Consider the following 22,772-nt stretch of genomic DNA (forward strand, 5'->3'; position numbering starts at 1 on the left):
CGTGGAGGTTCGCCCGTGAGGGCCGTCATCGTCGCGGCCGCTGTCGCGTTCCTCATCTCGCTGTTCGGCACCCCGGTCGCGATCAGGGTCTTCACCGCGCTCAAGGCCGGCCAGCCGATCCGGTCCATCGGGCTCGCCTCCAACGTGGGCAAGAAGGGCACCCCCACGATGGGTGGCGTCGCGTTCATCGTGGCGACCGTCTTCGCGTACGTGGCCGGGCACATTGCCCTGACCACCCTGCCGGAACGGCAGATCGCGCAGGAGGGGCCGACGATGACGGCCCTGGTCCTGCTGGGGTTGTTCGTGTTCTGCGGGGTGGTCGGCTTCATCGACGACTTCCTCAAGGTGCGCAAGCGCAACTCCGACGGCCTGTCGGCCAAGGGCAAGCTGCTCGGCCAGGCACTCGTCGGCGCCGGGTTCGGCATCGCCGCGCTCTACACGGCCAGCACCAACGGCGAGACAGTGGCCAGCGAGCACATCTCGTTCATCCGCGACATCAGCTGGCTGGACGTCGGCAAGGTCGGCTCGGTGATCGTCTTCGTCTTCGTGATCACCGCGATGTCCAACGGCGTGAACCTGACCGACGGCCTGGACGGCCTGGCCACCGGCGTGTCGGTCCTGGTCCTGGGCGCGTACGCGCTGATCGGGTACTGGCAGTACCGGCACTGGTGCGGCGACACCGCGTACGCCACCGCCAACGACTACTGCTACCAGGTGCGAGATCCGCTGGAGATCGCCATGATCGCGGCCGCGGCGGCCGCCGCCTGCGTGGGCTTCCTGTGGTGGAACACGTCCCCGGCCCGGATCTTCATGGGTGACGTGGGCGCACTCAGCCTGGGCGGCCTGATCGGCGGCCTGGCCGTGGCGACCCGCACCACGCTCCTGTCGATCATCATCGGCGGCCTCTTCGTGATCATCACGGTGACCTGGGTGATCCAGATCGTCTCGTTCCGCACCACCGGCCGGCGGGTCTTCCGGATGGTGCCGTTGCACCACCACTTCGAGCTGGCCGGCTGGAGCGAGGTCAACATCGTGGTCCGGTTCTGGATCGTGTCCGGCGTCTGCGTGGCGATCGGCCTGGGCCTGTTCTACTCGGACTTCCTGGCGGTCGTCGGCTGAATCGGGCTCCTTGACACGCACGTCATGTCGGCGCAATCATTCAGCAACTTGGATGCGTCGCGCCGGCGACGTGTGCCGCCAATCCCCCGAACGTGTGCATCAACTGCTCCCCCAGCTCGATGTTTACGTAAACATCCCCAGGTTGGAGTGCTCCATGAGACGTCGACGGCTACGCGCGCTACTCGGCGCAGCCCTCACCGCGGCAATCGCTGTCCCCCTGGTCGCCGTCGCCGGCGACGCCTCCGCGGCCACGAACAGCTTCCGCGGGGTGAACTGGGCCGACGCCCGCGACAACTACGTCAACGGGTGGGTCATCCCGTCCGGACTGACCGCCGCGGACAGCTACAGCACCGTCTACACCAAGGCGAACGGCATCATCGCCGGCTTCCAGAGCCTGCTCGGCGCCAACACGGTCCGCCTGCCGATCAACCCGCAGAGCGTCAATGACACCTGGTGGGCCAGTTACAAGGGCGCGTTCGACTCCGCCCTCGCGCACGGCATGAAGGTCATCGTCTCGTACTGGGAGGCGGACACCGCCAAGGACGGGTACGTCGACGACCCGGCCGCCTGGAACACCATGTGGGACCGGGTCACCACGGACTACGCCGGCAACGCCAACGTCTACTTCGAGCCGATGAACGAGCCGTTCGGCTACAGCCTGAGCGCCTGGGTGTCGCTCTGCTCGACCTGGCTGTCCCGGCACGCCAACATCCCCCGCGGCCGGGTCCTGATCAGTGGCACCGGCTACAACGACAACGTGACCGGGGTGGGCGCGGCCAGCGCGCTCAGCGGCACGCTGCTCTCGCTGCACTTCTACGGGTTCTGGGCGTCGGACACCACCCGGGCCGCGTGGACCACCAACCTGAGCAACCGGCTCGGGTCGTACTCGTCGCGCACCGTGATCGACGAGGCCGGCTCGCCGATGACCACCGGGCTCACCTACACCGGCGCCGCCAACCAGGACGGCAACGTCTTCACCTCGTACTTCGCCGCCACCACCGACCTGACCCGGGCCCGGCAGATGGGCATCGTCTACTGGCCCGGCCTGCGCACCGGGGACACCTACTCGATCACCCGGCAGAGCGGGTCCGGGCTGGCCGTCAACAACGCGTCCGGCGTTGCTCAGCTGCGCTGGGGGTGGGGACTGTGAGGAAGCTTCTGGCGACGCTGCTCGCCGTACTCGTCACGGTCCTGGCCGCGCCGCGGCCGGCCGTCGCGGCCACCACGCTGGTCTACGCCACCTTCAAGGGTGACGCGGCCGCCGACGAAGAGCTGTGGATCTACCAATCAACCAATGGCGGTACGACCTACAGCGTGCTGTCGGACACCAACTTCCACGGCCCGACCGGGGTGCTGCGTGACCCGAGCATCCTGAAGTACAACGGCGTCTATTACATCGCGTACACCGTGCAGTCCTGGACCACCAACTCCACCTACTTCAACATCGCGTCCAGCAGCAACCTCACCAGCTGGACGAACATCGCCAGCATCCCGTCCGGCATAGCCAGCACCAAATACACGTGGGCGCCGGAGTTCTACGTCGAGGGCAGCACGGTCCGCCTGATCACCAGCGTCGCGGCCACCACCTGCTCGGCCTGCTTCCGGCCGTACGTCTACACCGCCCAGAACACGGCGCTGACCTCGTGGAGCGGCCCGTCCCAGATGTGGGGCCTGGGCACCAACCACATCGACACGTACGTCGTGAAGTCCGGCAGCACCTGGCACGCCTTCACCAAGGACGAGACCGGCAAGTACATCGAGCACTGGACCACCACGGCCAGCCTCACCACCGGCTGGATCAACCGCGGCACCCTGTGGGCCTCCGGCTACGAGGGCCCGTCCCTGGTCAAACTGGACAACGGCAGCTGGCGCATCTACGTCGACCGGTACAGCACCGGCGGCGGCATCTACACCGCCACCAGCACCGACCTCAACACCTGGACCGCCCTCAGCGCGGTGACCTGCGCCGGTTGCCGGCACGGCACGGCCATCGCCAAGTAGCTACCACAGGTAAGGAATCAGCCGGGCCCTGGTCGCCGCGAACGCGCGGTAGGGGTCGCCCAGCGCGGCGATCAGGGCACGCTCCTCGATCCGCAGCCGGTAGATCAGCGCGGCCAGGATCAGCCCGACCGACCCGGCCGCGCCGACCCAGTTCCCCCACATCAGACCGGCCCCAGCGAAGGCGAGCAGCAGCCCGGTGTAGCTCGGATGCCGCAGCACCCGGTACGGCCCCCGATCCACCACGACCTGATCAGCGCTGGTCTTCACCACGACCGTGAAGTACCGGCCCAGGCTCGCGAACGACCACCACCGCAACAGCAACCCGGCCAGCCCGACCGCCGCGCCGAGCCCGAACACGAGCCCACCCCCGCCGATGACCGCCCCCGGGACGACCGCCCGGCTGAGCGGCAGCATCAGGATCCCGCCGAAGAACACCACCCGGAACAGGACCTCCGCCCAACGATCGACGGCCGCCGCCGCGAGCCGCAGCCGGAACGCCTGCGCGAGCTCACCCACCGCGAAGGCCCCGGCGCCGCCGAAGAACACCGTCCGCGCCGAATTCGACAGTTCCACGTACGGCACTGGCATGCTGGCAGTGTCACACGCGGCATACGGACAGAGGTCACTCCGAAAATGAGACGGCGGTCGGCCCTGATCCTGGGCGTAGTGCTACTCCTGGCCGCGGCCGGCGGCGTGACCGGCCGGCGCTGGTGGCACAACCGCCCGCCGTACGGCCCGGAGGCGTTGAACGCCCAAGCGACCCTGCAGCTGGTCGACCAGGCGACCGCGGACGCCGCGCTGAAACCGGTAAACGCCGAGGTCGCGACCGACGACAGCGACCAGATCTTCCTAGGGCATGTCAGCTGGACCCGCCCGCCGCACCCGCAGAGGAACGGCTCCCTGCGGATCGTCCTGCTGGACCAGCGCCGGCACCTGCTGCCCGGCTTCATCGCCGCCACGGCGGCGGACCCCGACCAGGTAGGCACCGGCTCAGACGGTTCCCTGGACCTGGCCGAAGAGCGTTACCCATGGCTGCGCAGCACCGACGAGGGTGCGGGCAGCACCATCGCGGTGTCCTCGCTGGACGTGTCGCCGGTGACGTTCCAGACCGTGCTGCACACGGAACGGCCGGGAACGCCACCCGTCGCCACCGCGCCCGCTTTGGTCGCGGACCTATTGGTAGCCCTGATCTGCGTAGGACCCGACGGTCAGGTCTACTGGGCCCAGCGCCTACTGAACTGACGGTTCGACCGGCAGCCAGAGCTCACAGGTCGCCGTGCTGAAGTCAGCGGCCCGCTCAAGCACCGCGACGATCTCCGGCCCGGGCCGAAGCCGCCACGGGTTGGACGGAAACCATTCGGTCGCGGTCGCGGCCCAAGCTGTCTGCAAGGCTTGCGGGTACGGACCTGAGGTCCGAAAAACCGCCCACCGCCCGGCCGCAACGTCGATGACGTCGAGATCCCCCGGAACGGCCGCGCCAGGCGACACGGCAACCCCGTGCAGATAGGTAAGTTCGGAGCCCTCAGCCCGATCCGGGTCAAGGTCGTCGCTGACCGCAAGCAGCCCCGCCGGCTCAGTGTCCCCAAGGTCCTTCAACCGCAGGTGCTCCTCCGGCGGCAGAGCGGTGACGTGCTGCTGGATGTGCGGGTTGACCCCTTCGTGAACAAGCGGAACGCGGGCAGCGTGCCCAACAAGCCGAAACGCGGGTTGGTCAGCGATGCGAGTGTCCATGGGTAGATTCCCTTCAACGGTCAGGCGGAACCTGAGCTGCGGTTGTGTCCGAAGGGGCCCACCATCCCGGCGCACGTCCCCAGGCCCAGCACCATGCACGGCCCGAAATGCCCGCCCAAAGGCTTCGGTAGACCCATACCCATGCCGAACAGCGACGCTGAGCAGGCCTTCCTCACCCCGAACGACCGCAGCCGCGGCGACAGTCATCCGCCGCCGCCGCACGTATTCCGACAGCGGCATCCCAGCAAGCGACGAAAACATCCGCCGCAGGTGGTATTCGGTCGTGCCGAGCTCCTTAGCCGCAGCCTTCACGTCAAAGTCCCCGCCAAGGCTCTCCTCGACAAGGTCGACGAGCCGGTTGAGTGCCGAGATCATGGTGCCCCCTTCCGCCCTCAACTCTGTCCGCCAGACCCCCGGCCCCGCCCGATAGCGCTGGCCCGATCAGATCATGCGCCGAGATAACCGACAGATGCTCATGGATCAGCTGAGCGAATCGGAGCGGGCCGTGCGCAACGCGTTCGGCCTCAGCGAAGCGGTCGATCTCATTGCGCGCCGTATAGGGTGGTGCCGGCTTTGGAGGGTGCGGTTCCTGTTGCTCTGTGGTGGGCCGGCTCCGGCGCCGGGCGAGCGGCCGACGCTGCGCCTGATCGGTGCCCGGGTCACCGGCCAGCTGGAGCTCGCATACGCCGAGGTGAGCGCCAAGTTAAGACCACGATCATCGTAGTCATGTCCAAGGAAGGACACATCAGTGAAGGCGTTCGGTGCGACGCTTAGGGTTCTAGCGAGGTCGGCAAACGAAAAGGGCGATGTGATGACACGCCTAGCGGCTGATTTGTTCTATGCCCTCGGATATGACGACCTCAAGTTTGACGTCGCAAAGAGCGGCCGCGAGGTCGATATCACGGGTGCCCACAGACTCGAAAATCGGGGCGTTCGGGCTGAGTGCAAGGCGCAGGAAGATCCCATTGGTGGGAGTGACATCAATAAGTTCTACGGTGTACTTGACGCCGAGCGTCGAACCTCCAACGTACCCATCGAAGGCTATTTTGTTTCGGTCTCGGGTTTTCGCTCCTCCGCGTTGGAGCAGGAACGCAGTTTTGGCCAACCCAGGATTACGCTCCTCGACGGCGGCGATGTCGTATCGCTACTTGAAGAACGAGGCGTGATCGTGTCGCGGGCCGTGGCCGCGGAAGCGGCCGGTCGCCTCGTCAGCCGGAACCACAGCTCGTTGGTGCCCGAGCCGGATATCGAGCTTCTCGCGAGCTCAAAGGGCTGGCTTTGGGCGATTTACTACCGAGCTGGCGACGCAAGACAGGCAGTATGCGTTGTTCATTCCGATGGCCAAGTACTCTCAGAAGCTTTCGCAGATTATCTTGGCGAGTTTGAACTCCCGAGAGTCATCACTGCGGATGACCCCGCAACGTTGCCTGACACATCGGACGCGAAGGCGGCATATCTTCGCTACATCCTCGCCGAGTGCGGGGTTTTGAGCCTCGAAGGGATGCCAGCAGATGAAGCCATTGTCTCCAAGCCCTTCAAGCTCGAATCTCTATACGTCGCAGCATTGCTCGAAGAAATCGACGACCCGAGGGATACCACTGCAACATCCGCGGGACACCCTGCGAAAGCTTCGCCTGTTAGCATGGAAGTCCGGCTCGGAGACGCGTTCTCGGAGTACTCAAAGTTAGCGATTCTCGGGCTACCAGGGGCAGGCAAGTCCACCCTCATTAAGCGCCTAGCGGTTGCCTATGCAGACCCAAGCCGCCTAAATGATTCCAACGATAATTTGCCGCCGCTACGACTGTTCCCTGTCCTTATACGCTGTCGCCGGCTCGGGAGCCTGGTTGAGCGACCAATTAGAACAGTGATAGATGATCAAATATTGCGCGCAGAGCGCCCCGATCTATCCGCGCCATTTTCGGCACTTATTGGAGAATTGCTGCGGGGCGGGGGGATGATGCTTCTGATAGACGGCCTCGACGAAATCTCGGACCCATCACAGAGAATCGCCTTCACCTCACAGCTACGAACCTTTGTCGCGACCTACCCAGACGTAAGAATTGTCCTTACCTCGCGTGAATTCGGATTTCGTCCTGTCGCCGGCGCTGTCGCTTCCGTGTGCAAGACCATGAGGGTCGCCGAGCTGGGGAATGACGGTATTGCGAACCTGGTGCTCTCATGGAACCGCGAAGTGGTTGGCAAAGACAAGGAAACTGAGCAAAAGGCCTATCAGCTCGTCGACGAGATTTTGGAAATAGATCGCGTCCGTACCCTGGCCACCAATCCTCTGCTTCTAACGACGCTGCTGCTCGTAAGAAGATGGGCTGGACAGCTTCCTCGTCAGCGTTCCGTTCTGTATAGAAAAGCTATTGAACTGCTACTAGCCACGTGGAACACAGAAGGACATGAGGCTATCGATCCGGATGAGGCCCTACCGCAGCTTGCGTATACGGCCTATTCAATGATGATCGCCGGATCTCAGCGAGTTTCCTCCGGAGAGCTTCGTCGTCTGTTCCGTGAATCTAGGCGCCAAATGCCCGATGTACTCGGTTTTGCGAAGGTTTCTGTTGGACGTCTTGTCGACCGAATAGAAGAGCGCAGTAGCCTTCTCAATCTTCATGGTTACGAGGTAATCGCCGGAAGTCTCGAATCTGTCTACGAGTTTAAGCATCTAACATTCCAAGAGTATCTTTGTGCTTTGTCGATCACGAATGAGTGGCTGCCTGAAGAACTAAACGAGACGCCGCTCCTGTTGAGACTAAGGCCGTACCTTGCCGACCCACGCTGGCAAGAGGTAGTCACGCTCTCCGCCGCACTTAGCGGCCGCAAAGGGAGCACCATAGTTGAAGAGTTAGTTCGTATGGCGCGCCTCCCGGAAGTCTCCGATGGGGACGTCCACACAAAAGAACAAATTGATACGGCTGTTGTTGCCGCGGAAAATCTAGTCGACTGCATGGCGGACGAAATCGCCATGTCTCCCGAAGTGGCTAGACTTGCGCTCGATGCCCTGTTTAGCAATCCAGGTTTCAGCGAGCTCGCGCTGGATCGGATAGTTGGCTCAAGGTACGACAAGGAACTGTACCGAACATGCCATGACTATTTGCTGCGCGACTCGCATGTTACCCAAGAAGTATTCCACATACTTGAGAACCTCGTTGGGCGACGGTTTGATTCTCTTGATGACAATGCGGTGCCTATTCAGGTGCACCAATTGTTAGGCTCGGAAAACCGGGCAGAGCGCGTTGATGGGTTAGCTTTGGCGCTGCATGCCATCTTGCAGTCCCCCTTCTCAGAGCTCAAGGAATACGTCGACCGCAATCCTGGAATTCGTCAAATTGCTTACAGCGTGGCTGAATTCGCGTCCCAAAGTATAGAATCGTACGAATTTGCCGGCGTGGCTTGGATACTCGGATGGAGCGGGGTTCTCATCGAGGAGCAACGGGTCGCAGGGAAATTGCAAGATGCCCTTCTCTCTAGGTGGCGGCTAGAAGTAGAACACGATGATTCCACTCCTCACATCTACCTATTGCCCTGGGCTATATGCAGTCTTCCGGCATCACGCCTAGAGTCGGCCGATATTCCCGACGGAGCATTGGAGTTTCTGCGAATGCAGTTCGGAATGGATCCTCGGCAATACGATTCTAGAGAACGGGAGAAGCTGGCGTGCCTGAAGCTGGGCTATCGACTTGGCGGACCATGGTCCGACGAAGAAATCCTAGGATACCTTCGACAGGAAGACCTTTTTGTTAATTTTCTTACTAAGCAGGCTGCCGATTTTGTCAAGGTCTTCACTTTCGGCCATTAGCTGATCACCTCATGCGGACGGCATCGAGTCCGTCCGAGGCAACGCCTACGGCTCGGTGGCCCTCTACCGCCTAATCGACCGGACTTTCCGGGTGGTCAGCGAAGCCGCCTAGTGCTCGTCATGCGGCCTTGAAGGGGTAATCCGGGTGGCGGATCTTGGAGTTGGTTGCGTATCCGGTCTTGGGACGGGCGCGTTGGTTGTGCCAGCGGATGTAGTCACCGATCGCCGTGTCTTGTTCGGTGTGTGATTGGTGGTCGGTGCCGTTGAACGCGAAGTAGCGTAGGGCGGCGAACTCGGCTTCGATCCAGTTCAGCCAGGAGCTGTAGGTCGGCAGGAATGCCAGTTCGACGTGGTTGGCCTGGCACCTGGCCCGCACTGTGGGGTGTTTGTGCGGGGAGAAGTTGTCGGGGATCAGATATAGGGTTTGTCCTGGCCATCGGCGGCGCAGGGATTTGAGGAAGTCGAGGAACTCGCTCGAGCGTTTCCGGTCCCGGATCCGGTAATGGATCTTCCCGGTGGTCAGGTCGAGGCTGGCGATCATGTGCCGGACACCGTGGTCGCGGTGGTAGGTGGCGCGGAGCCGGACGGGTTTGCCCTGCGGTTTCCAGGCCTTTCCGGGTCGTGGTTGCAGGTTCAGCGGTCCAAACTCATCGATGCAGATGACCCGGCCGCCGGTGGGTGGCTGGTCGTAGAGGTCCAGGATGCGGCGCATCTTCGACGTGAAGTCGGGGTCGTTGCTGGCCTTCCACGTTTTCGAGGTCTGCCAGGTGACGCCGCGTTCGTGCAGGATCCGCCGCCTGGTCTCGATACTGATCGACACCAGGCGGCCGACTTCGATCAGGTAGTCCCGCAGCTTCGACAGTGACCAGCCGGAGAACGGCAGGCCGAGGAATCGGGGGTCACACCGGGCGATGACGCAGATCCAGTCGCGGGTCTGCTCGTCAATCTTGTTCGGTGTGCCCCCGTTCCATTTTGGGTCCAGGGCGTCGAACCCCCTGTCGTTGAACGCGTGGATCACGTCACGGACATAGTCATCGGTGGCCTTCAACAGATGCGCGATATCCGGCGCCGGCTGTCCTTGGGCCGACATCAAGACGACGATCGACCGGCGCAGCTTCACCGGATCCTTGGCCGTGCGGGTGATTCTCTATAGTCGCTGGCCTTCGGCCGTCGACAGCACTCTGACGAACACTTCCGGGCGTCTGCCCACCCGGCACCACCGCCTTCCGCACCTGGAAGGCAAAGCGTGCCCGATTCACACCCGAAACCGGTGGATTACCCGGCCAACGTTCCAAGACGAGGCACTAGGCGGCGGAACTGAGAGGGCGGCCCGGCTTCCGCCGTACGGAAGCCGGGCCTTAAAAAGATCTCACCAGCGGTTGAAGACGTCCGGGCGGAAGTGCTTCGCTACCGCCGCCGCTGTGACCCCGGCCGAGCACCGAGCCCGCCGGAAGTGTCGTCGTTATCGTTGAGCGGTGAGCGGCGACCTTGAGGCGTTTCAGGATGAGCTGGCTGCCAGTGGGTTTCCGCCGCTGGTCAACAAGCTGGCCGGGGCCGGCTTCCGAGGGCGGATCGCCACCCGTGACCTCGGGCCGCTGCGGCTGGTCTCGCTCGACACGCCTGCGAGTGCCTGTATCGGGCGGGAGCGCGACGCCGCCGACGGCGAGAACCTGGCGGTCAAGGTGATGAGCCGGGGCCGGACGCGGATCGAGCAGGGGCGCGGCGACGCCGAACTCGGGCCGGCTGACCTGGTGCTGCTCGATCCCACGCGTGCGGTCCGGTTCGAGAGCACCGCCTCGGCGCACGTCACCATCCTGGTTCCGCGCCGGGAGCTTCGGATCCGGCCCGCGCAGATCGATCGGCTCGTCGGCAAGCGCATCGACGGCAGTCGCGGTCCGGGCGCTCTCGTCTCCGTCCTGGCTCGCGAATCGGCGCGGTCCGCGACCGCATTCCGTGAAGCGGAGGCGCTGCGGTCGGCGGCGGCCGTCATCGAGCTGATCGCGGTCGCGCTGGAGGCCCGGCTGGGCGACGAGCAACCGGCCCCGGACGAGTGGCTGCGGAACCGGATCGCCGGCTACATCGAGGCCCGGCTGGCCGATCCCGAGCTGTCCCCGCTGGGCATCGCCGCCGCCCACCACATCTCCGTGCGCCGGCTGCACAAGCTGTTCGAGGACCAGCCGCTCACCGTCGCGGCCCTGATCCGGCGCCGCCGCCTCGAGCGTTGCCGGGCCGAGCTGACCGGAGGCGGACGTACGGTCACCGCCGTGGCCGCCCGGTGGGGATTCTCCGATCCGACCCATTTCAGCAAGCTCTTCAAGACTACGTACGGCTACAACGCCCGCGCACTGGTAACCAGCAACCGTGCGCTTACGACCAAGACGCGCACGGCCGGCCCGGAACAGGATGGTGGCCATGAAGAAGGTGAACATCGTCCGCCCCGGTGAGGGCGAGATCCTCGGCAGCGGGGCGCAGCAGATCCGGATCCTGGAGAACGGCGAGCACACCGACCATCGGCTGGGGTTCGCCGAGGTCACCATCCCGCCGGGCACCCCGAGCCCGTTGCAGCACCGCCACGCCCAGCACGACGAGGGCTTCTACGTGCTGGCGGGGACGTTCCGGTTCACCGTCGGTGAGGACCAGTACGACGCCGGGCCGGGCACCTGGGTCATCGTGCCGACCGGGGCGCCGCACACGTTCGCCAACGTCGGCGACGTGAACGCGGTCATGTTGAACACGTTCACGCCGGACCTGTACGTGCAGTACTTCCGCGACTTCAAGGCCATGATCGATTCCGGGCAGCCGGTCAACGCCGAGACCATGAAACCGCTGTGGAAGAACTACGCCACCGAGATCTCCGACGAATACGCCTCGGGAAACTAGGGCCGCACGCTCGCGGCGGCCTGGGCGTACTGGAGCAGGGCGGTCCACCACGCGGCCTGGTCGGCGGCGTTGGTCACCTCGGCGTACCACTGGGTGCTCAGCGCCGGGCCCCGGGCGGCCAGTGGGGCCCACAGTGGGCTGGCCGACGCGGCCGCCGTCTGCACGGTTCGGCGCCAGTCGTCGGAGCGGGCCAGCGCGTACCTCTGGCGGGCGGTCCAACCCGTCGGCAGAGGGGCGAAGCGAGTCCGCACTGAGTACCACAGCTGGATCGCGGCGACCGGGTTGGTGGCGGCCACCGCCACCGCCGTCGCGGTCTGCTGCCTCGCCTCGGACCAGAGGGACCGCTCGTCGGCCACGTACTGGGCGCGGAACTCGTCGGTGGCGATGCCGGCCGCGCTCAGCCAGCCGTAGCGCAGGAACTCGGCCACCTCGGCGTCGGTGGTCACGCCGGCGGCCCGGTCGCGGACCACGAGGCTCGGGTCGGCGTCGGCCACGCCCGACACCAATTCACGGTCGTCCTCGGTCACCAGGGCCGCGCCATCGTCGTACGGAATCTGGGCATTGTCGTTCTTCAAGGCCGCGGCATATCCGGTGCTGGAGTAATCGGCCAGCTCCGTGTCGGTGCCGTTGGCGGCCCGCCGGGCCGTCGCGTTCACCCAGGGGTAGTACTGCGCCGGGTGGGTGTCGGCCATCCGGGTCGCGTAGTCGAGCTGGCGGGCCCGGGTCTCGGCGGCCCGGGTCGCGGCAGACGCGTAACCGGAGGCCAGGAACGCGGTGATCGCAGCGGCGCCGTCGCTGCTCAGCAGAGCCGTCCGGGCCACCGAGCGGACCGTCGCCCGCGGATCGTGGATGGACAGCCAGCGTACGAAATCGCGCTCCGCGGCGGGCGGGTCGGTCACCAAGGTCGGGGCCTCCGAAAAGGCCTGAGCCGGTGACGGCACGGCCAGGGCACCCAGTGCTACCCCGGCGGTGGACAGCAAGAATTTCCTGCGCTTCACAAAATCTCCCCGTGTGTGTTGCGGTCAGCCATTGAAGCACACGGATCAAGCGGCCAGGCCCAGCTGCTGGATGCGGTTGATCTCGCTGCCCTGCTCGACCGCCATCTCGCCGGCCACCTCGCGCAGGCGCTCGTCGGAGCCGCCGGCCAGGACCTCCTGGGCCATCCGGACCGCGCCACGGTGGTGGGCGGTCATCATGGTCGCGAACCGGCGGTCGAAGGACGATCCCGTCAGGCCGGTCAGGGCGGTCATGTCGGCGGGGCTCTGCATGCCCGGCATGTCGGCGTGGTCGTGAGCAGCGTCACTCTCCGGCAGGCCGCGGTCGCGCAACCAGCCGCGTAGCCACGCCACCTCGGGGGCCTGGGCCGCGCCGATCCGGCCGGCCAGCGCGCGCAGCTGATCGTCGGCGGCCCGGTCGGGGGCCAGGGCGGCCATCTCGATCGCCTGTCCGTGGTGGACGATCATCATTTGCACGAACGTGGTGTCGATTGTGTTGTAGGTCGACCCGTCCGGCGCTGTGACCTGGTCGGAGTCGGTCACCCGAGCCGACTCGCCGGGGCGGCCGGGGAGCACCACGCGTACCGCCGGACTCTTTTCCGCCCGCGGAGCTGACGCCGAACCGCCCGAGGTGGCGCGCGCCGCGGCCGCCAGGCCGCCGGCCGCCGCGAGGGAGATAACGACCAAGAGGATCGATGATCTTCTAATCACTCCGCTACTCTACCGACTTAGGTGAACACTGACCGTATTCGGAAGGAGCTGTATGAAGCACACCGCCTCACGAGGGTGGCTGCTCACCGCCGCGGCCATGCTCGTCGCGGCGCTGGTGGCGGCGCCCGCAAACGGAGCCACTCCGGCCATCCCCGGCGTTGACGAGATCGTCAGCAGCCCGAACCTGACCCAGGTCGCGCACCTCGACAAGACCGGGCCGTTCGCCAGTTCCACCAACTCGGACTGGGCCTTCCAAGGCCATTACGCGTACGGCGGTAACTACAACGGATTCGCCGTCTACGACATCCGTAACCCGAAGGCGCCGACCGTGGCGACCCAGGTGCTCTGCCCGGGCTCGCAGAACGACATCTCGATCAGCGGCAACCTGCTCTTCCTCGGCACCGACTCGCAGCGCAGCAACGACTCCTGCGACAACGTGGCCTCGACCACTGCCGCGCCCGGCGAGCGCTGGGAAGGCATCAAGATCTTCGACATCAGCGACCCGCGTACGCCGCAGTACCTCAAGTCCGTCAAGACGGACTGCGGCTCGCACACCCAGACGCTGGTGCCGGGCAAGCGCCACGACCCGAACCTGTACCTGTACATCTCCTCGTACAACCTGACGGGCGCCGACCAGCCGAACTGCGCGCTCCCGCATGACAAGATCTCGATCATCAAGGTCCCCAAGCGGAACCCGACCGCCGCCACCGTGGTGGCCGCGCCGGTGCTGTTCCCGGACGGCGGTTACGGCGGCGGCACCGGCCAGTCGCCCACGACCGGCTGCCACGACATCACGGTGTACGCCGAGAAGGACCTCGCCGCCGGCGCCTGCATGGGTGACGGCGTGCTCTTCGACATCTCGAAGCGCACCGCCCCGCGGGTCATCACCACGGTCCGGGACACCGTCAACTTCTCGTTCTGGCACTCCGCGACCTTCAACAACAGCGGCACGAAGGTCGTCTTCACCGACGAACTGGGTGGCGGCGGCGCCGCGACCTGCAACCCGACGATCGGTCCCGACCGCGGTGCCGACGCCGTCTACGACATCGTCCGCGGCAAGAAACTCGTCTTCGGCAGCTACTTCAAGATCCCGCGGACGAACGCCGACACCGAGAACTGCGTGGCCCACAACGGCTCGCTGATCCCGGTCCCGGGCCGCGACATCATGGTCCAGGCCTGGTACCAGGGCGGCATCTCGGTCTGGGACTTCACCAACTCGCGGCACCCGCGCGAGCTGGCCTACTGGGAGCGGGGCCCGATCTCGGCGACGCAGTTCATCGGCGGCGGTTCCTGGTCGGCGTACTGGTACAACGGCTTCATCTACTCCAACGACATCGCCAAGGGCGTCGACGTGCTGGAGCTCAAGGACCCGCGCACCGCGGTGGCCAAGCACTTCCGCACCGACGTCTTCAACGCCCAGACCCAGGACAATTTCCTGCGCTGGTGAAAATCTTTTAAAGGCCCGGCTTCCGTACGGCGGAAGCCGGGCCGCCCTCTTAACCCCGCGGCCAACTCGAGGCCAGGCCGTCCTCGATGAGCCGGGCCGCGCGATGGACGTCGACGGTGACCTCGCTGTGCAGTTTCGCCGGGTCCGCAGTGGTGGCCAGGTGACGGCGCAGGCTCTGGAACTGGACGCGCCAGAGGCCGACCAGGGCGATGGCGGCGATCTGCGGCTCGGGGTCGTCGGGGTGCAGCCCGGCCCGTGCGGCGAGCAGCTCCGCGGCCACGGCGACGCAGCGATCTATCGTGTCGCTCTGATAGGCCCGCAACGATGCGGTGGAGCCGATCAGCTCGCCGAATCGCCGGTAGCCGGCGATCGCCGAGCCCGGGTCGCCGCTCTCGGCCAGGCCTGCGGTCATGGCGGTGAGCTCGGTGTCGAGGATGCGCAGCACTGCCTGCACCGGGGGCGCCGAGGAGTCGGCAAGGCCGGTGCGCAGCGCGGACACGGTGTCCTCGAGCTGGTCCAGGACCAGTGATTCCTTGGTCGGGAAGTAGTTGAAGACGGTCTTCTCCGAGACGCCGCAGGCGTCGGCGACGTCGGACACCCGGAACGCGTCGAACCCGTGCTGCAGGAACAGCCGCGCCGCGGTATCGGACAGCTGACGGCGCATCTCGCGCTTCTTGCGCTCCCGGAGACCTTCGGTCATGGTGCCGAGCTTAGTACAGTCTCAGTAAAAGTTCTGCTACTGTAAATTTACTGCGACGGTAACTATGGAGGCATGGTGAGCGAGTTTCGTATCGTCTGTGACTATCCGTACTCGATGGAACAGGTCTGGCGGGTGATGACCGAGCCCGGACTCGTCGCGCAGTGGACCGTCACCGGGCAGGGCGGGCGTCCCGAAGGCTTCGAACCCGTTGCCGGCACGCACTTCCGGTTGATCGCGAAGCCGGTGATGGGCTGGCGCGGAATCGTCGACTGCGAGGTCCTCGAGGTCGACGCACCCCGGCTGCTGCGCTACACGTGGGTCGGAGACGAGGGCGAGGCGCCCAGCTTCGTGACGTACCGGATCGAGGAGCTACCGACCGGAACCCGGTTCACCTGGGAGCACACAGGTTTCACGGGGGTCGGCGGTTTCTTCATGGCGAAGCTCCTGCGGTCGGTGCGAACCAAGATGTTGACGGTCGCGGTGCCGGCCGTCCTGGAGCAGACCTACCCACGGCCGGCAATGAATCCGTGACGCTCCGCGTCGCCGACACCGTGCTCACCGCCGGTTCGTCGGCGAGCCCACTGTGGTCACCGCTGGCCGCCAAGGGCCCGGCGGTGCGCAGGGCCCGCCCATAGATCGATTCATTTCACTCCCCCGGTTTTCGGCGACGCGCGTGTTTGCATCGTCGGCTCCGGCCGGGAGACCGGACAGGCAAGCGACCGGCAAACTACCGGCAGAAGCGGTTACCTTGGCCGGATGGACCATCCCGATCAGGTGGCCGGTTACGTCGCGCGGAGCGTGCTGGGTGAGGCGCACCAGCCGGAGCCGTTGGCTGCCGGGGCCTGGTCCACGGCGTACGCGCTGGCGGTCGATGGCCGGGACGTGGTGCTGCGGGTCAGCCGGCATGGCGGGGACTTCGCGAAGGACGAGGCGGTCAGCACGGTGGTGGGTGGCACGCTGCCGGTGCCGGCGATCATCGCCCGCGGTGCGAGCCACGGCTGGGCGTACGCTGTGTCGGAGCGGCTGACCGGCGTCGCGCTCGACGACCTCGACGCGAGCGGCTTCGGCGCCGTCCTGCCCGACCTGTTCGACGTCATGGACGCCATCAGCCGGATCGAGATCGGCGGCCACGGCTACGGCATCTGGGATGAGTCTCGGACAGCGAGACACCGTTCCTGGCCCGACTATCTGCTCGCGACCGAGCACGAGACGCCGCGGGTGCCGGGCTGGCGGGCCGCCCTGGCCGCGTCCGACGTCGGCCTGGAACCGTTCGAACGAGGGCTGGCCACGCTGCGCCGGCTCGCGCCGGAGCTGCCGGACGAGCGCCGCATGGTTCACGACGACCTGCTGGCCCGGAACCTGCTGGTCACGGGCGACCGGATCTCGGGTGTTCTGGACTGGGGCAGTGCCTGCTTCGGCGATCCGCTCTACGACGCCGCCTGGCTGCTGTACTGCCAGGGCTGGTACCCGCAGTGGTCCCCGGTCGACCTCGAGGCGGCGATCGGCCGCCGCTGGAACCCGGATCCGGCCGCACTGCGCGCGTACCAGCTCCACATCGGCCTGGGCTCGATCGGCTACTGCGCCACCCGCGACCGCTGGGACGATGTGGCCCGCAACGCCGAGTGGCTGCTCGCGCTCGCCTGACCCCTCTCGGTCAGAACGTGGCGATCGGGTTGACCGGGCTGCCGGACGTGCCGGCGAAGCGCACCGGCCGTCCGTGCCGCACGGCCCGAGCCGCCGCCACCCGCACGCTGTCGGTGATGTGGTTCAGGGTGCCGAGCTCGTCGTCGTCCCCCCACCGCCCCAGTTCGACAGCGCACCGAAGTACCCGAGCACGTCGTCCTGGGTCGGCAAAGTCATCCCAGCAAGTTAGCGGACGAGGCCGATCTCGTACGCGAAGATGACGGCCTGCACCCGGTTTCGCAGGTTCAGTTTGGTCAGGATGCTGCCCACGTGGGTCTTGACCGTCGCGTCCGAGACCACCAGCTGGGCGGCGATCTCGGCGTTGGACAGGCCGGCTGCCACCGCCCGCAGCACCTCCTGCTCGCGCGGGGTGAGCTGGTCGAGAGCCGCTGTCGGCGGGCCGGGCAGGTGGGTGGCGTGGACGTCGAGGAGACGCCGGGTGATCCGGGGTGAGACGACAGCGTCGCCGCCGGCCACCGCGCGGATGGCTCGGGCCAGCTCGTCGACCGGCACGTCCTTGAGGACGAAACCGCTCGCGCCGGCCCGCAACGCCGCGAAGGCGTACTCGTCGAGGTCGAAGGTGGTCAGGATGAGCACCCGGGCGGCCGGGTCGCGGGCCATGATCCGGCGGGTGGCCTCGATGCCGTCGACCCCGGGCATCCGTACGTCCATGAGCGTCACGTCCGGGCTCAGCTCGGCGGCCAGCCGGACCGCCTCGGCGCCGTCCGGTGCCTCGCCGACGATGTCGATGTCGTCGGTCTCCTCGAGGATCATCCGGAACCCGGTCCGGATGAGGGCCTGATCGTCGACCAGCAGGAGGCGAATGCTCATCGCGCCACCGCGTCGATCGGCAGGGCCAGGCGGGCACGGACCCGCCATCCCCCACGGGGATCGGGCCCCGCGCTGACCTCGCCGCCGTAGACCGCGGCCCGCTCCCGCATCCCGGCCAGCCCGCGGCCAACCACCGGGCGGCCCACCCCGAAAGCCCCGTCACCGTCCAGGCCGTCGCCAATACCCGGGCGGCGGCCTGCCGCGAGAGGCCCGTCGTCGTGCACCTCGACAGTCACCGCGCCGGGGCCCCCGGTGATGGTGACGCTGACCCGGTGGGCGCCGGACGCGTGTTTGAGGGTGTTGGTCAGGGCCTCCTGGACGATGCGGTAGACCGTCAGTTCGGCCCCGGGCGGCAGGTCGGTGGGCAGGTCGGTGACGGCTGACGTGACGGTCAGGCCGGTGGACCGGACCTGGTCGAGCAGGTCGTCCAGCTGGGCCAGGCCCGGCTGTGGATGGCGGTCGTCCAGGGGCTGCTCGGTGTGCAGCACGCCGAGCAGGCGGCGCATCTCGGCGAGGGCCTGGCGGCCGGTGACCGCTACCTGGCGCATCGCCTCGCCGGCCCGCTGCGGTTCGGCGGCCTGCTTGCGGGCCGCCCCCTCGGACAGCGTCACCATGACCGACAGGCTGTGGGCGACGACGTCGTGCATCTCCCGGGCGATCCGGGTCCGTTCGGCGGCCGCGGCGATGATCGCCTGCTGGTCGCGCTCGCGTTCCAGCCGGGCCGCCCGCTCGGCGAGGGCGTCCAGGGCGCCTCGCCGATAACGCACGCTGACCCCCAGCAGCAGTACGGCAACCACCGGACCGGAGAGCAACACCAACGTCCCGGTCCACGACCCGGTCCCGGCCCACAACCCGATCTCCGGCCAGCGGACGGCGGTCAGCAGGGCACCCACCTCGACCACCCCGCCCGCGACGACCGCCACCCGCGTCGGGCAGCGGCTCGCCACCGTGTAGAGGTAGATCAACAGGGCCAGGTCGGCGGCCGGTCGCACCCCGGCCAGCCAATGCGCCAGCGCCACGGCCGCCGCGAAGGCGAAGGTCGTGACCGGAAATCGCCGACGCCAGCACAGCGGGACCACCAGCAGGGCGCTGAACAGCACCAACGCGCCGAACTGCCGCTCCGAGTGGGTGGCGTGATAGTAGAGCTGGGGCACCGTCCCGGCCGCCGCAACCACCGCCAGCAGCACATCGGCCGCCAAAGCGTGCCGGCCGACCGCCGCCGCGGCACGGCTTGCGGCCCGACTGGCCGCGGTGGGACGCGGGCTGTCCGACAACCAGGCGTGCCACCACGCCACCACGTGTCGAAGCGTCATGCCGGTCAGCCTAGGTAATCGGCCGCCGGAATCCGTCCGCCCTGGGTTGGAACTTGGTCTCCACCTTTGGTAGGAGACCCCGGGGAAGAAGACCATCACCGGGCCCGAGGCTTTCGGACCGCACTTTCCGTACGGTCGCATTCATGCCATTCGAAACGAGCCCAGCCTACGACCGAGTTCTGGCCGACGACCGGAATTATCACATCGTATTCCTCGTCGTCGGCGGCCTTTTCACCCTGCTCCTGGTGGTCTTTATGGTCTTTTCCCGGCTGCAATTCAAAAGGGCCGGAAGCAGGTTCGAGCGGCGAACATATCTCTCCTTCGGCGCGGCCGGCCTGACCCTTGTCCTATTCATGGCCCTGGCCCTGTGGGCCAACGTGACCAGCGTCGTCAACCCGCGCAAGACGCTGGCCGGAACGACCTTCTCCCCCGTCGGCGAAGCCTGGCTCAGCGATGGCCGCGCCCAGATCTCGCCACTGCTCCAGCAGGCGATCGACGACCGTCTCGCGTGGCAGCGACCGAAGGCCGTCATCTGCGCCATTCTGCTCGTGGCATGCGTGACGCTCACCGTGTTTCTCTGGCGACGGCTTCTTCGCCGGTCCACCGCCGGAAAGCTGGCAGTGACCGGCGGAGTCCTTTCTGCCGCCGCCTGCGTGTTGCTGATGTTCATGGTCATCGGCAACGCCGAAGGCGCATTGGCACCACTGACGCTGACCGTGATCTACGGCTGATCGGCGAGCAGTTCGGCGAACTCGGCCGGGTCGATGATCGGGATGCCGAGCTTGGCGGCCTTGGTGGCCTTGGCGGTGGTGGTCTCGGAGGTGACCAGGGCGGTGGTGGTGGCCGAGACGCTGCCGCTGGCCCGGCCGCCCAACTGCTCGATGCGTTCGCTGACCGTGGTGCGGGTGTAGCCGGGGACGCTGCCGCTCACCACGTAGGTCTTGCCCTCCAGGGGCTGCTCGCCGGTGGTCTCGGGGACGCTCATGGTGACGCCGGCGGCGGCCAGCCGGTCGATGACGGAGGCCATCGCGGTGAGGCCGTCGATGACGTGCTGGGCCTTGATCAGGCCCATCTTGTCGATCTCGGCGATCTCCTCGACCGTCGCGGCGCGTAGTGCCTCCATGGTCTTGAAGCGGGCGGCCAGCCAGCGGCCGACGCTGCGGCCGGTCATCCGGATGCCGAGGCCGGTGATGACCCGGTTGAACGGCTGGGTCTTGCTGTGTTCCAGCGAGGCGATGACCTTGGCGGCGTTGAGCTTGCCGAGCAGGACGACGCCGCCGGCCTTGGTGTTGCCGACCGGCAGCTCGGCCAGCTGCTCCTCGGTCAGCGAATAGAGGTCGGCCACGTCGTTGGCCAGGCCGGCGTTGACCAGGGCCACGCAGAGTGCCTCGCCGGCGCCCTCGACGTCCAGCGCCTCGCGACTGCACCAGTATTCGAGGGCGTTGGTGGCACTGCACGACGCGGTGTGGCAGCGCCAGAGCAGGCTCGACTTGTCCCACGGCTCGCCGCACTGGGGGCAGGTCTCGGGGGCGACCCACGGGGTGAGGCCGTGCGGCTGCTCGCCGATCGGCGCGGTGACCCGGGGGATGACGTCGCCGGCCCGCCACACCGCGACGGTCTGGCCGATGGCCAGGCCCTGGTCCTCGACGAACTTGGGGTTGTGCAGGGTCGCGTAGGTGATGGTGGTGCCGTCGACGAAGACCGGGTCGAGCACGGCGCGCAGCGTGATGCGGCCGGTGCGGCCGACCCGGACCTCGATGTCGCGCAGCACCGTGGAGCCGGTGTCGGCGGGGTATTTGAAGGCGGCGGCCCAGTGCGGCGTGCGGCTGCCGGAGCCGAGCCGGCGGCGGGTGGTCTCCAGGTCGGCGGTGAGGACCGCGCCGTCGATCGGGAACTCGAGGCCGCGGCGCACCTCGCCGATCCGGGCGACGGCGGCGAGCGCGGCCTCGGCGTCGGCGGTGACCTGGAAATCGCCGGTGGCCAGCCGCCCGGCCACCGGGAAGCCGAGCTCGACCGCGTGGCTCATGCGTTCCTGGTGGGCGGCGAATTCACCGGAGATGTCGTACGCCGCGAAGGTCATCGGCGTCTCGTAGGTGCGGTCGACGCTGCGGATCGACCCGGCGACCGCACCACGCGAGTTGATGAACGGCTTGGCGCCGGCGGCGACCCGGTTGGCGCTCGCGGCCTCGAAGTCGGCGACGGTCATGTATACCTCGCCGCGGACCTCGCCCGTCCACGCCGTGCCGAGCCGGGCGGGCAGGCCGGCCACACCCCGCAGGACCTGGGCGGTCACGTTTTCGCCGGTGCTGCCGTCGCCGCGCAGCGCGGCCAGGGCGAGCCGGCCGGACGCGTATTCCACCCGGATGGCGAGGCCGTCCAGCTTGACCTCGACCAGGACGGAGTCGCCACCGAGACTCGCGACGAACGCGCGCACCTCGTCCTGGTCGGTGACCTTGTCGAGCGACATCATCGGCACCGGGTGCCGCACATCGCCGCCGCCGGACACCCCGGCCGCGACCCGGGTGGTGACCCCACGGTCGTCCCAGTCGGGATGCGCCTTCTTCGCCTCGGCGATGCGGTCGAGCAGCGCGTCGTAGTCGGCGTCGGTCATCAGCACGTCGCCGGTGTCGTAATACGACTTCGCGGCGGCCTGCACCTGGTCAACGGCGGCAGCGAAGCCGGCTTCGGTGTCGGTCATGCCGATAATTTACGGGTCGGGTACGACAAAACCTGCAACCCGGACCGGCCCGCGCACGTCAGGGACCGTGAGATCAATCCTGGTGGCGACGATGGTGTTCCTCCTGGCCGGCTGCGGCACGGCGGTCCGCGCGGAGCCACCGAGCGCCCCACCCCCGACGACCGCGACAGCGGCGAGGCCGAAGCCGAAGCCGGCGGAAGTAGAGATCACCTACACGGCCAACGGCGGCCGGAAGTTCACGGTCGCCGAGGCGGAAGCCGGAAAAAAGGGCACCAAAGGCACCCTGCTGCGCTATCACGTCGCGGTGGAACGCGACATCCACGGCATCACCGCCGCCGACTTCGCCACTACGGTCACCGCCACCCTCCGTGACCCCCGCAGCTGGACCGGCACCGGCGAGTGGCGCCTGCAGCGGGTCGGCCCGGCCGACCAGGCGGACTTCACGATCAGCCTGGTCACCCCGAAGACCCGGGACGCCCTGTGCGACGGCGCCGCCGACGGTTACACCTCCTGCCGCAGCCACGACGACGTCGTGATCAACGTGGCCCGCTGGGTCAAGGGCGTGCCCGGCTACGGCGCGAGCCTCGACGTATACCGCCAGTACGTGATCAACCACGAGGTCGGCCACCGCCTCGGCCAGGCCCACGAACTCTGCCCGGCCAAGGGCGACCCCGCCCCGGTCATGCAGCAGCAGACCCTCGGCCTGCACGGCTGCCAGCCCAACCCGTGGCCGGTCCGCGACGGCGAGCGCTATCGAGGCCGCATCGGCGCGTACGACGACCCGGTCCCGCCCCGCGACCGTGGGCTCGCCTGACCAGACGAGTCGAGTACCGGTACTCATTCCCGCCGGAAGCCCAG

21 protein-coding genes are annotated in these 22,772 nt (G+C 67.1%); 12 read left to right on the plus strand and 9 right to left on the minus strand.

Annotation, left to right across the window (positions count from 1 at the left end; translation table 11 throughout):
* The first annotated feature begins 15 nt into the window (after window positions 1–15).
* The 3 genes from mraY (at window position 16) to Ate02nite_RS25805 (ending at window position 3,120) form a co-directional block, all read left to right on the plus strand.
* Window positions 16–1,119: a phospho-N-acetylmuramoyl-pentapeptide-transferase gene (mraY, locus tag Ate02nite_RS25795; protein WP_203809937.1), complete on the plus strand. Its 1,104-nt coding sequence runs from the start codon at window positions 16–18 to the stop codon at window positions 1,117–1,119.
* 154 nt (window positions 1,120–1,273) lie between these two features.
* A complete protein-coding gene (locus Ate02nite_RS25800; RefSeq protein WP_203809939.1) occupies window positions 1,274–2,269 on the plus strand; it encodes a cellulase family glycosylhydrolase in 996 nt (331 codons plus the stop codon).
* Window positions 2,266–3,120, plus strand: coding sequence for a glycoside hydrolase family protein (locus tag Ate02nite_RS25805; protein ID WP_203809941.1), 855 nt, complete (start codon window positions 2,266–2,268; stop codon window positions 3,118–3,120). The genes Ate02nite_RS25800 and Ate02nite_RS25805 overlap by 4 nt, the downstream gene beginning before the upstream one ends.
* Here the strand turns inward: Ate02nite_RS25805 and Ate02nite_RS25810 are convergent, their stop codons facing one another.
* Window positions 3,121–3,708: a methyltransferase family protein gene (locus Ate02nite_RS25810; RefSeq protein WP_203809943.1), complete on the minus strand. Its 588-nt coding sequence runs from the start codon at window positions 3,706–3,708 to the stop codon at window positions 3,121–3,123.
* Window positions 3,709–3,753: 45 nt separating this feature from the next.
* On the opposite strand from Ate02nite_RS25810, the gene Ate02nite_RS25815 reads away from it, so the two are divergent.
* The gene (locus Ate02nite_RS25815) at window positions 3,754–4,362 is read left to right on the plus strand and encodes a hypothetical protein (RefSeq protein ID WP_203809945.1); all 609 of its coding nucleotides are present in this window, start codon (window positions 3,754–3,756) and stop codon (window positions 4,360–4,362) included.
* On the opposite strand, the gene Ate02nite_RS25820 is transcribed toward Ate02nite_RS25815, so the two are convergent.
* Window positions 4,351–5,226: an AraC family transcriptional regulator gene (locus Ate02nite_RS25820; protein WP_203809947.1), complete on the minus strand. Its 876-nt coding sequence runs from the start codon at window positions 5,224–5,226 to the stop codon at window positions 4,351–4,353. The two genes, Ate02nite_RS25815 and Ate02nite_RS25820, sit on opposite strands and share 12 nt — an antisense overlap.
* A gap of 373 nt (window positions 5,227–5,599) precedes the next feature.
* On the opposite strand from Ate02nite_RS25820, the gene Ate02nite_RS25825 reads away from it, so the two are divergent.
* The gene (locus tag Ate02nite_RS25825; RefSeq protein WP_203809949.1) at window positions 5,600–8,656 is read left to right on the plus strand and encodes an NACHT domain-containing protein; all 3,057 of its coding nucleotides are present in this window, start codon (window positions 5,600–5,602) and stop codon (window positions 8,654–8,656) included.
* 118 nt (window positions 8,657–8,774) lie between these two features.
* On the opposite strand, the gene Ate02nite_RS25830 is transcribed toward Ate02nite_RS25825, so the two are convergent.
* Complete coding sequence (locus Ate02nite_RS25830; protein WP_239147684.1) at window positions 8,775–9,776, minus strand: IS630 family transposase; 1,002 nt, start codon at window positions 9,774–9,776, stop codon at window positions 8,775–8,777.
* Between the two features lie 355 nt (window positions 9,777–10,131).
* On the opposite strand from Ate02nite_RS25830, the gene Ate02nite_RS25835 reads away from it, so the two are divergent.
* The gene (locus tag Ate02nite_RS25835) at window positions 10,132–11,100 is read left to right on the plus strand and encodes an AraC-like ligand-binding domain-containing protein (RefSeq protein WP_203809951.1); all 969 of its coding nucleotides are present in this window, start codon (window positions 10,132–10,134) and stop codon (window positions 11,098–11,100) included.
* Window positions 11,069–11,536 (plus strand): cupin domain-containing protein, encoded by a 468-nt coding sequence (locus tag Ate02nite_RS25840; protein WP_203809953.1) that lies wholly within the window; start codon window positions 11,069–11,071, stop codon window positions 11,534–11,536. Before Ate02nite_RS25835 ends, Ate02nite_RS25840 begins: the two co-directional genes overlap by 32 nt.
* Here the strand turns inward: Ate02nite_RS25840 and Ate02nite_RS25845 are convergent.
* Together Ate02nite_RS25845 and Ate02nite_RS25850 are read right to left on the minus strand one after the other, a co-directional pair.
* On the minus strand, window positions 11,533–12,534 hold the full coding sequence (locus Ate02nite_RS25845; protein WP_203809955.1) for a hypothetical protein: 1,002 nt from the start codon (window positions 12,532–12,534) through the stop codon (window positions 11,533–11,535). The genes Ate02nite_RS25840 and Ate02nite_RS25845 overlap by 4 nt on opposite strands.
* A 45-nt stretch (window positions 12,535–12,579) precedes the next feature.
* Complete coding sequence (locus tag Ate02nite_RS25850) at window positions 12,580–13,218, minus strand: DUF305 domain-containing protein (RefSeq protein WP_239147685.1); 639 nt, start codon at window positions 13,216–13,218, stop codon at window positions 12,580–12,582.
* 76 nt (window positions 13,219–13,294) lie between these two features.
* On the opposite strand from Ate02nite_RS25850, the gene Ate02nite_RS25855 reads away from it, so the two are divergent.
* Window positions 13,295–14,689: an LVIVD repeat-containing protein gene (locus Ate02nite_RS25855; protein WP_438871250.1), complete on the plus strand. Its 1,395-nt coding sequence runs from the start codon at window positions 13,295–13,297 to the stop codon at window positions 14,687–14,689.
* A 49-nt stretch (window positions 14,690–14,738) separates the two neighbouring features.
* Here Ate02nite_RS25855 and Ate02nite_RS25860 read toward each other — a convergent pair whose 3' ends face one another.
* Complete coding sequence (locus Ate02nite_RS25860; protein WP_203809960.1) at window positions 14,739–15,389, minus strand: TetR/AcrR family transcriptional regulator; 651 nt, start codon at window positions 15,387–15,389, stop codon at window positions 14,739–14,741.
* A gap of 72 nt (window positions 15,390–15,461) precedes the next feature.
* Here Ate02nite_RS25860 and Ate02nite_RS25865 point away from each other — a divergent pair, with 72 nt between their 5' ends.
* Together Ate02nite_RS25865 and Ate02nite_RS25870 are read left to right on the plus strand one after the other, a co-directional pair.
* Entirely contained in the window at window positions 15,462–15,920 is a 459-nt protein-coding gene (locus Ate02nite_RS25865; RefSeq protein ID WP_239147686.1) for an SRPBCC family protein, read from the plus strand.
* Window positions 15,921–16,145: 225 nt separating this feature from the next.
* Window positions 16,146–17,033, plus strand: coding sequence for a phosphotransferase family protein (locus tag Ate02nite_RS25870; protein WP_203809964.1), 888 nt, complete (start codon window positions 16,146–16,148; stop codon window positions 17,031–17,033).
* A 225-nt stretch (window positions 17,034–17,258) separates the two neighbouring features.
* On the opposite strand, the gene Ate02nite_RS25880 is transcribed toward Ate02nite_RS25870, so the two are convergent.
* The gene (locus Ate02nite_RS25880; RefSeq protein WP_203809966.1) at window positions 17,259–17,903 is read right to left on the minus strand and encodes a response regulator; all 645 of its coding nucleotides are present in this window, start codon (window positions 17,901–17,903) and stop codon (window positions 17,259–17,261) included.
* Window positions 17,900–19,216: a sensor histidine kinase gene (locus Ate02nite_RS25885; protein ID WP_203809968.1), complete on the minus strand. Its 1,317-nt coding sequence runs from the start codon at window positions 19,214–19,216 to the stop codon at window positions 17,900–17,902. Before Ate02nite_RS25885 ends, Ate02nite_RS25880 begins: the two co-directional genes overlap by 4 nt.
* 143 nt (window positions 19,217–19,359) lie before the next feature.
* On the opposite strand from Ate02nite_RS25885, the gene Ate02nite_RS25890 reads away from it, so the two are divergent.
* Complete coding sequence (locus Ate02nite_RS25890; protein ID WP_203809970.1) at window positions 19,360–19,947, plus strand: hypothetical protein; 588 nt, start codon at window positions 19,360–19,362, stop codon at window positions 19,945–19,947.
* Here the strand turns inward: Ate02nite_RS25890 and ligA are convergent.
* On the minus strand, window positions 19,938–21,914 hold the full coding sequence (gene ligA, locus Ate02nite_RS25895) for an NAD-dependent DNA ligase LigA (protein WP_203809972.1): 1,977 nt from the start codon (window positions 21,912–21,914) through the stop codon (window positions 19,938–19,940). The genes Ate02nite_RS25890 and ligA overlap by 10 nt on opposite strands.
* A gap of 67 nt (window positions 21,915–21,981) precedes the next feature.
* Here ligA and Ate02nite_RS25900 point away from each other — a divergent pair, with 67 nt between their 5' ends.
* A complete protein-coding gene (locus Ate02nite_RS25900) occupies window positions 21,982–22,728 on the plus strand; it encodes a DUF3152 domain-containing protein (protein ID WP_239147687.1) in 747 nt (248 codons plus the stop codon).
* Window positions 22,729–22,772: the final 44 nt, after the last annotated feature.

This window comes from Paractinoplanes tereljensis (genome assembly GCF_016862435.1).
GTDB classification, from domain to species: Bacteria; Actinomycetota; Actinomycetes; order Mycobacteriales; family Micromonosporaceae; genus Actinoplanes; species Actinoplanes tereljensis.